An 8,132-nucleotide genomic window follows, 5' to 3' on the forward strand; every position below is an offset into this window, starting at 1 on the left:
GAGTAGTTCTCGGCGGGCGGGAAGGCGAGGGCGACGCGCAGCCGGGCGCCGCCGCCGGAGCCCGCGCCGCCGTCGTCGCCGTACGGGTCGCCGGGGGCCGCGACGAAGCAGCCGGCGAGCAGCGGGACGAGCAGCAGCGCGGCCGCCGGCCGCAGGCGCGGGATTCTCATGGGCGTGGTGGCGTCTTCCGGGTCGGCGTCGTGCGGGCGCGGAGCGCGCCGGTCACAGCAGGGGGATCTCGAAGTGGACGACGTCGGCGGTGGCGCGGCCCGGCTCGCCCGGGTCGTCCCGCTCGTCGCACACGATCTTGCCGAGGGACTGCCACAGGCCGAGGGCGCCGGGGGAGTGGGGGTGGGTGTGCAGATAGACGGACCGGTATCCGCCGTCCTCGCGCGCGAAGTCCAGCAGCCCGGCCACCAGCCGGGCAGCGAGGCCGCGCCGCCGGTGCTCGGGGCGCACACAGACCCGCCGCAGCTGCGCGGTCTCGCCGGAGGGGTAGCGCTCGGCGAGCCAGCGGGGGTTGGGCGGATGGGCGGGGCCGCGCGCGTCGAGGGCGGCGGTGGCGACGACGGCGCCGTCCGTCCCGTCCACGGCGACCAGCAGGGTGTGCCGGGGCGGCCGCAGGTAGTACGCGGCCGGATCGATGATGTCGGCGTGCCAGTGCGGCACGTAGCCGGTACCGAAGTCGTGGTAGACGGCGTCGAGCATCACGGCCCGTGCCGCGTCGAGGTCTCCGTCGGCCGCCGTTCTGATGCTGTATTCGCGCACTTGCGCATCATATGCAGAAGCGTCGGGCGTGCGGTGGGCCGGGTTCAGTCCCGGGGGCGCAGGGCGTCGATCCGGGCGAGGAGCTCCGCCGCGAGCGGGCGCACCCGGGCCCGCAGCTCCGGGCTCCAGGTCTCGTCCGCGTAGTGCCGGGTGCGGTACAGGTCCCTGGCATGCTCCAGGGCGGGGCGGTGTTCCGGGGCCAGGCGCGCCAGCGCCCAGTCGGCGGCCTCGTCCTTGGGCCGGATGACACCGGTGGCCAGGGTGGACCAGATGCGGGCGAGGGTGAGCAGGACGTTGCGGGTGTCCTCCGCCAGTTCGCGGATCAGCTCGGGCACGGCCGCCAGGCTCGCCCGGACGAGATCGGCGTGCGGCACCGGGTCGAGCAGGTCGGCGGGCGGCGGCCCGGTCAGCGGGTGGTTCCCGGCGAGGGCCATGGTGAGCACCAGGGCCAGGTCCGGCATCGGGGCGGGGCGCGGCACCTCGCCCGCCAGGTACGCCGCGCGCAGCCACTCGCCGTACAGGAAGTCCCCGGTCGGCGGGAACCGCCAGGGGCGCACCTCGCCCTGGACGACCACCGTCAGCTCGACGGGGCGGACGGCCCGGCTGAGCCCGGAGATCTCCAGCAGCCCGGCCAGCAGCGCGCGCCGTTCGCTCTCGGTGAGGCCGCGCCGGGTGACGGCCAGGATGTCCAGATCGCTGGCGGGTCCCAGGCCCCCGAGGACGGCGGAGCCGTGCAGACAACTGCCCAGCAGGTCCTGGCCGAGGGTGCTGCGCAGCAGGCCGGTGGTGCGCTCGATCTGGTGGTTCGACTCCATGGCGGCAGTATCGGGGCGCCGGTGGGGGGCGGGCACCCGATTTGTTGGGCAAGCGCCTGCTTGCCTAAAGTCGTGGGGTGGCCGACGACGACATATTCAAGGCACTGGCCGACCCCACCCGCCGCACGATCCTCGACGAACTCGCCGGGTCGCCGGGGCAGACGCTCTTCGAGATCTGCTCCCGGCTGGCCATGAAGCACCGGCTCGGCATGTCGCGCCAGGCGGTCTCCCAGCACCTCGCCGTGCTGGAGGCCGCCGGTCTGGTCGAGACCCGGCGGGAGGGGCGCTACAAGTTCCACGAGCTGAACCCCGCGCCGCTGCGGCATCTCACCGAACGCTGGACGCGGCCGAACCCCACGGAGCACACCCCATGAGAATCCATCTCACCAGCGTTTTCGTCGACGACCAGGAGAAGGCCCTGCGCTTCTACACCGATGTGCTCGGCTTCGTGAAGAAGACCGAGGTGCCGGTGGGCGACGCGCGCTGGCTCACCGTCGTCTCCCCCGAGGACCCCGACGGCACCGAACTCCTGCTGGAGCCGGCCGGCCACCCCGCCGTCCAGCCGTACCGGGACGCGCTGGTCAGGGACGGCATCCCGATCACCGCCTTCGCGGTCGACGACGTGCGCGCCGAGTGGGAGCGGCTGCGCGGGCTCGGGGTGCGCTTCACCCAGAACCCGGTGGAGATGGGCACCGTCACCACGGCCGTCCTGGACGACACCTGCGGCAACCTCATCCAGCTCGTCCACCAGGCGTGAGGGGCGGTGCGGCGGGCCGGGAACACCGGCCCGCCGAGGGGCCTTGACGCCGGGGGGAAAGCGCTTACGGTGGCGGGATCGCCCGCCGGAACCGGCCGCGGCGTCCACGCGTCCCCGAGGACCGGTGATCATGAACCCCCGCACATCCGGCGGCCTGACCGAAGGCGTCCTGCCCGCCTTCCACCAGCGCATGAAGGACGAGCTGACCTTTCCGCTCGCCTGGGGCACCTCCCCGATCCGCGACTTCCCCACCTGGCGGGCGACCGCCCGCGCCGAGGTCGAGGCCGCGCTGCTCCCGCCCCGCGCCCACGAGGAGACCCCCTTCGCGCCGGTGACCCTCGACGAACGGACCACCACGGACGGACTGCGCCGCCGCACCGTGGAGTTCACCCTCAGCCGCTACGGCCGCGCCCGCGGCCTGCTGCTCCTGCCGCCGGGACCGGGGCCGTTCCCCGCCGTGCTCCTCCTCCACGACCACGGCGCCCGCTTCGACATCGGCAAGGAGAAACTGATCCGGCCCGCCGACGACGACCCCCGGCTCGCCCCGGCCCTGGAGTGGGCCGCCCGGTACTTCGGCGGGCGCTTCGTGGGCGACGCGCTCGCCGCCCGGGGCTACGCCGTCCTCGCCGTGGACGCCCTGGGCTGGTCGGACCGCGGACCGCTCCGCTACGAGGACCAGCAGGCCCTGGCCGCCAACTTCTTCAACCTCGGCTCCTCGCTCGCCGGCCTCATGGCCCACGAGGACCTCCGCGCGGCGGCCTTCCTCGCCTCCCTGCCGGAGACCGACAGCGCCCGCACCGGCGCGCTCGGCTTCTCCATGGGCGCCTACCGCGCCTGGCAACTCGCCGCCCTGTCACCGGACATCCGCGCCGCCGTCGCCGTCTGCTGGATGACCACGCTCAAGGAGATGATGGTCCCCGGCAACAACACCCTGCGCGGCCAGTCCGCCTTCCACATGCTGCACCCCGGCCTCTACCGCCACCTCGACATCCCGGACATCGCCTCCCTCGCCGCCCCGCGCCCGATGCTGTTCCAGGCAGGCGCCGAGGACGAGCTGTTCACCGCCGAAGGGGTGGCCCGCGCGCACGCCAGGATGCGCGCCGTCTGGGAGTCGCAGGGCGCCGCCGATCGGCTCACCACCACCGTCCGGCCCGGCCACGGCCACGTCTTCGCCCCGGACATGCAGGACGAGGCGTTCAGCTGGCTCGACACCTGGCTCGCCGGGGCGTAGGCGCCGCGTCCCCGGCGCCTACGGCCCCGGACGTACGGCCCCGGCCCGATGCGCACGGCGCCCCGGCCTGACATAACGGAGCCATGCACCCCGACCTCCCGGACCCCGAGCGGGTCCGCGCCTACCTGGAGCGCATCGGCGCTCCCGACGCCGGCCCGCCGGACCTGCCGTACCTGCGCCTCCTGCACCAGCGGCACCAGCGCACCGTGCCGTTCGAAACCCTCAGCATCCACCTCGGCGAGGACATCGTCCTCGACTACGCCGCCCTCGTCGCCAAAGTCGTGGACCGGCGCCGGGGCGGCTTCTGCTACGAGCTGAACGGCGCCTTCGCCGCCCTGCTCACCGCCCTCGGCTACCGGGTCACCCTGCTCGCTGCCCGCATCCACGGCGAGCACGGCTTCGGGCCGCCGCTCGACCACCTCGCCCTGCGCGTGGACCTCGACGAGCCCTGGCTGGTGGACGTCGGCGCCGGCCGCTTCGCCGACTTCCCGCTGCGCCTGGCCGAGCGCGGTGAACAGCCCGACCCCGGCGGCGTCTTCCAGCTGACGGAGACCCCCGAGGGCGACCTCGACCTGTACCGGAACGGCGAACCGCACTCCCGGCTGGAGCAGCGCCCCCGGGCCCTGGCCGACTTCACCATGGCCTGCTGGTGGCAACGCACCTCGCCCGACTCCGACTTCACCGCCTCCCCGACCTGCTCACGCCTCACCGAGGACGGGCGCGTCACCCTGCGCGGCGACCGGCTGATCCGGACCGGCCCCGACGGCCGCCTGGAGGAGACCCTGCCGGACGAGAGGGCCGTGCTGGCCGCCTACCGCGAGCACTTCGGCATCGACCTGCCCCCGGGCAACCCGGTCACCGGCCGGTACGCCCATGCCGCCGAACCGGTCGCTCCCCGGGACACCTGCCCGGCGCGCTGACGCGCGGAGAACAGCGGAGAAGGGACAGCACCCGGAGGCGCTGGGCAAGCACGGCACGGCGGCTTCCGACGCCGCGGCCCCGTCCTCCTGATCGGCTGGCCCGCAGCCGGCCCGGCTCTCCTCCGGGCTCGCGTACGGCGCCGGAGGTCGCTCGTGCGACCCGGCGTCTCCGCGACGTCGCCGGCCTTCGGCTGACAGGTCACCGGGCCCCGGCCATCTCCTTCTCCGCCGCGGTGGCTCCGGCCGGTCGGCGCAGCCAGCGGAGCGCGACGAGGCCGAGGACGAGATGCAGGACGCAGGCCGCCACCGCGGCGACGTGCAGTCCGGTGAGGAAGGCCGACTTGGCGTCGGTCACGATCGCCGCCGTCAGTCCGGGCAGCTGGAGCGTCTCGTCGAGGGTCGGGGCGAGGTCCGGGCCTTGGAGGCGGAACAGGAGGGCTGCCAGCGAACCGAGCAACGCGATGCCCAGGGCGTTGCCGATCTCGTTGCTGGTCTCCGCGATCGCGCCCGCGGAGCCGGCGCGCTCGGGAGGGACCGCGGCAACGGCGGTGTCGGCGACGACAGCGAAGGAGATGCCGTAGCCGAGACCCGCGACCGCGGTGGATGCGACGTACCAGCCGATTCCGCCGGTGATGGTGGTGGGCAGCAGCAGGAGCAGACCGGCGGCGATGGAGAAGTGGCACACGAGCAGCGCGGCGCGCTTGCCGACGCGGTTGACGACCAGCGGGGTCACGATGCAGGTGCTGGTGAGTACGACGGCTCCGGGCAGCGCCCAGAGCGCGGCCCGCAGGACGGGGACGTCGAGGACGGACTGCAGGTAGATCCCCGCCAGGTACGCGGCGGCCGACCACGCTGCGAGCGGCAGCAGACCAGTGATGACGGCGACGGTGAAGATGCGGTCGCGGAAGAGTGTGAAGTCGATGAGCGGGAACTCCAGCCGCCGTTGCCGCCGGCCGAACCACGCCAGCACGGCGAGGCCCGCGAGCACGGTGGCCACGGCGGTCACGGTCAGGCCTTGCGTGGCCGCGTGCTTGACCCCGTAGATCGACAGCAGGAGTCCGGCGGCGGAGGTCACGACGCTGGCGGTGTCGATCCGCCCGGTCCGGGTCGCCCGGACCTCGCCGAGCAGCACCGGTGCGAAGCAGAGGAAGCCGACGATGACGGGGAGGTTGATCAAGAACACCGATCCCCACCAGAAGCGTTCCAGCAGCACACTGCCAACGACCGGTCCGATCGCGAAACCGGCGGCGAAGGCCGCGGCGAAGACGCCGATGACCTGTGCGCGTCGCTTGGGGTCGGTGAACAGTTCGCTCAGTACCGCCAGCGCGGAGGGAAGCAGGGTCGCGCCGGCGATCCCCATGACCGCGCGGGCGGCGATGAGCAGTTCCGGTGTGGGGGCGAAGGCGGCGGCAGCGGAGCCGAGACCGAAAACGCTCGCGCCGATCATGAGGAGCCTGAGGCGTCCGTAGCGGTCGCCGATGTTCCCGAACGCGATGAGCAGTGATCCTACGGCGAAGCCGTAGATGTCGAGGGTCCACAGTGCCTGGTCGGCGCTGGGGCTCAGCGCCTGACTGACCCGGGGCATCGCGAGGAACAGGATGGATCCGTCCATCGAGACCAGCAGCACGGGGCCGAGGACGACGAGCAGACCGAGCCAGGCCCGGAGGTCACCGGCGCCGGTCGCGGGTGAGGAGTGTTGCGTCATGCCCTCAACGCTCCGGGCGCCCGGCCGTCGCATCCAGACACCTGCCGTGGCTATACCCAGCAGGTGCACCCACGCCACCGCGGACCATGTCTAGGCTCGCCGGTGTGGAGAGCTTCGGAGCATTCTTGAGGAGCCGCCGCGACCAGGTCACACCGGACGCGATCGGCCTGCGCACCTACGGCAACAGCCGGCGCGTCCCAGGGCTGCGCCGGGAAGAACTGGCTCACCTGGCAGGCGTCAGCGCCGGCTATTACACGCGGTTGGAGCAGGGACAGGCGGGCACAGCCTCGGCGCAGGTTCTCGACGCACTGGCCCGGGTGCTGGGCCTGGACGAGGTCGAGACGGCCCACCTGCACAACCTCGCCCGCCGGACCGGCCGGCCCGGTCTCGCCGAACCGCCCGCCGAACACCCCCATCCCCGTGTGCTCGCGCTGCTCGACCTGCTGGGCGAGGCCACTCCCGCGATCGTGCTCGGCCGGCGCGGGGACGTGCTCGCCTGGAGCCGCACGGGTCACGCGCTGCTCGCCGAACACATCGAGTTCGACGCCCCCGCGGACCCGGCTCGTCGTCCCTCCATCCCGCGGATGTTCTTCCTCGACCCCCTCACCCGGGTCCTGCACCGCAACTGGGAAGAGCTCGCACGCGTCCACGTCGCGTACCTGAGGCTCACCGCCGGCCGGTTCCCGACCGACGCGCGGCTGGCGAACCTCATCGGCGAGCTCACCATGCGCAGCGACCGGTTCGCCGGGATGTGGGCGACCGGAGAGGTCGCCGACTGCACCACCGGCGACATGCATCTGCGGCACCCCACCGTCGGTACCGTGAACATCGCCTATCACGTGTGGCTCCAGCCCGACAGCCCGGACCACCGCCTTGAGATCTACACCCCCAACGACTCATCCTCAGCGGACGCACTCCACCTCCTCACCCGTCACATCGCGCGCGAGGAGGGCCCCGACGTCAAGGGGACCGGACAGCCCGCCGCCGGTCGAGGTCACGATCGCTCCGTCAACAACCTCGCGCCCCGCGACAGCTAGACGGACAGGAGCCGGACCCGGGGGAACCGCCGGGAAGAACACAGGACCGGACAGCGATCCCGGCCCGGTGAACGGGTCTGTCCAGGGCCGTCACCGAGGCCGTGGCCCCACCCGTCGCGCGCAGGACGTCCCAGTTGGCCGGTTCCGACCAGGGCTCGGCGTGTGGTCGGATGGGTCTGCGCGCGCCGGCGCCCGTGCCGGCCGGGCGTGACAGCCTGCTCCCGTGTGAGGTGATCCGTGCGATGGGTCGAGGAGCGATGAATCCTGTCCTGAACCGACTGGTGCACGCTCTGGTGACACTGTCCTGTGACTTCCATGTGCGCTTTCACGACGCGGCCTGGACCACGGAGCAGGCGGCCGGGTTCGGGGCCGGGGATCTCGCAGGCAATACCAAGTGCCTGGCCCTGCGGGACAAGGACGGAGCACGCGTGGTGGCCACAGTCTGCGGCTCCAGCCGCCTGGACCTCGAAGCCGTCCGCGCGGCACACCACCTGCGCCGGCCACGCATGGCCTCGGCGGCCGAACTCGGTGCCCAGTTCGGAGTGGAGAAGGGCGGCGTGCCCCCCGTCGGCTATGCCGAGGGCGTCGTGGCCCTGGTGGACGAGGCGGTCCTCCGCCAGGAGAGGGTCCTGATCTCGCCAGGGATCAACAATGCCACGCTGGAGATCTCCGGCAAGGACTTCGCCCGGCTCGCAGAACACTTCGGCGCCACCGTCGCCACCATCGGCCGCGTTGCGGGCTGACGCGCCGGATCTCATCCGTTCCCCGGACCGGCTCCACCCGGACTCACCCACGGCTCTTCCTGGGCCACGGCCGACGGCACGGGGCCGGTCGCCGATCCCGGCGCCGATCAGCCTGCGGGCCACCAGCACACCTGCCACCGCCCGGGACCGAGATGG

General features: G+C 73.0%; 9 protein-coding genes. 6 read left to right on the top strand and 3 right to left on the bottom strand.

Annotated features, from left to right (window positions below):
* Positions 1-222: 222 nt before the first annotated feature.
* The gene (locus ACFV5N_RS21210) at positions 223-768 is read right to left on the bottom strand and encodes a GNAT family N-acetyltransferase (RefSeq protein WP_385602093.1); all 546 of its coding nucleotides are present in this window, start codon (positions 766-768) and stop codon (positions 223-225) included.
* A gap of 44 nt (positions 769-812) precedes the next feature.
* Complete coding sequence (locus ACFV5N_RS21215; RefSeq protein WP_385602096.1) at positions 813-1,583, bottom strand: aminoglycoside adenylyltransferase family protein; 771 nt, start codon at positions 1,581-1,583, stop codon at positions 813-815.
* A gap of 77 nt (positions 1,584-1,660) precedes the next feature.
* On the opposite strand from ACFV5N_RS21215, the gene ACFV5N_RS21220 reads away from it, so the two are divergent.
* From ACFV5N_RS21220 to ACFV5N_RS21235, 4 genes are all read left to right on the top strand, one after another.
* Positions 1,661-1,957 carry an ArsR/SmtB family transcription factor gene (locus tag ACFV5N_RS21220; protein WP_385602099.1) on the top strand — a complete coding sequence of 99 codons (297 nt, stop codon included), beginning with the start codon at positions 1,661-1,663 and terminating at the stop codon, positions 1,955-1,957.
* The gene (locus ACFV5N_RS21225; RefSeq protein WP_385602102.1) at positions 1,954-2,340 is read left to right on the top strand and encodes a VOC family protein; all 387 of its coding nucleotides are present in this window, start codon (positions 1,954-1,956) and stop codon (positions 2,338-2,340) included. The genes ACFV5N_RS21220 and ACFV5N_RS21225 overlap by 4 nt, the downstream gene beginning before the upstream one ends.
* Positions 2,341-2,470: 130 nt before the next feature.
* On the top strand, positions 2,471-3,571 hold the full coding sequence (locus tag ACFV5N_RS21230; RefSeq protein WP_385602105.1) for a dienelactone hydrolase family protein: 1,101 nt from the start codon (positions 2,471-2,473) through the stop codon (positions 3,569-3,571).
* Positions 3,572-3,654: 83 nt separating this feature from the next.
* Positions 3,655-4,491 (top strand): arylamine N-acetyltransferase, encoded by an 837-nt coding sequence (locus ACFV5N_RS21235; protein WP_385602108.1) that lies wholly within the window; start codon positions 3,655-3,657, stop codon positions 4,489-4,491.
* A gap of 199 nt (positions 4,492-4,690) precedes the next feature.
* Here ACFV5N_RS21235 and ACFV5N_RS21240 read toward each other — a convergent pair whose 3' ends face one another.
* Complete coding sequence (locus tag ACFV5N_RS21240) at positions 4,691-6,196, bottom strand: MFS transporter (protein ID WP_385602111.1); 1,506 nt, start codon at positions 6,194-6,196, stop codon at positions 4,691-4,693.
* Positions 6,197-6,300: 104 nt separating this feature from the next.
* On the opposite strand from ACFV5N_RS21240, the gene ACFV5N_RS21245 reads away from it, so the two are divergent.
* Together ACFV5N_RS21245 and ACFV5N_RS21250 are read left to right on the top strand one after the other, a co-directional pair.
* The gene (locus tag ACFV5N_RS21245; RefSeq protein ID WP_385602114.1) at positions 6,301-7,233 is read left to right on the top strand and encodes a helix-turn-helix transcriptional regulator; all 933 of its coding nucleotides are present in this window, start codon (positions 6,301-6,303) and stop codon (positions 7,231-7,233) included.
* A 257-nt stretch (positions 7,234-7,490) separates the two neighbouring features.
* Complete coding sequence (locus tag ACFV5N_RS21250) at positions 7,491-7,976, top strand: YbaK/EbsC family protein (RefSeq protein ID WP_385602117.1); 486 nt, start codon at positions 7,491-7,493, stop codon at positions 7,974-7,976.
* The last annotated feature ends 156 nt before the right edge of the window (positions 7,977-8,132 follow it).

Origin of the sequence: Streptomyces sp. NPDC059853, assembly GCF_042731495.1 — a bacterium.
Classification (GTDB): Bacteria; Actinomycetota; Actinomycetes; order Streptomycetales; family Streptomycetaceae; genus Streptomyces.

What these genes read in the sequence shown, in the direction of transcription:
- ACFV5N_RS21215 (WP_385602096.1), bottom strand. Translation starts at nt 1,583, where the DNA reads ATGGAGTCGAACCACCAGATCGAGCGCACCACCGGCCTGCTGCGCAGC.
- ACFV5N_RS21225 (WP_385602102.1), top strand. Translation starts at nt 1,954, where the DNA reads ATGAGAATCCATCTCACCAGCGTTTTCGTCGACGACCAGGAGAAGGCC.
- ACFV5N_RS21230 (WP_385602105.1), top strand. Translation starts at nt 2,471, where the DNA reads ATGAACCCCCGCACATCCGGCGGCCTGACCGAAGGCGTCCTGCCCGCC.
- ACFV5N_RS21235 (WP_385602108.1), top strand. Translation starts at nt 3,655, where the DNA reads ATGCACCCCGACCTCCCGGACCCCGAGCGGGTCCGCGCCTACCTGGAG.
- ACFV5N_RS21240 (WP_385602111.1), bottom strand. Translation starts at nt 6,196, where the DNA reads ATGACGCAACACTCCTCACCCGCGACCGGCGCCGGTGACCTCCGGGCC.
- ACFV5N_RS21250 (WP_385602117.1), top strand. Translation starts at nt 7,491, where the DNA reads ATGAATCCTGTCCTGAACCGACTGGTGCACGCTCTGGTGACACTGTCC.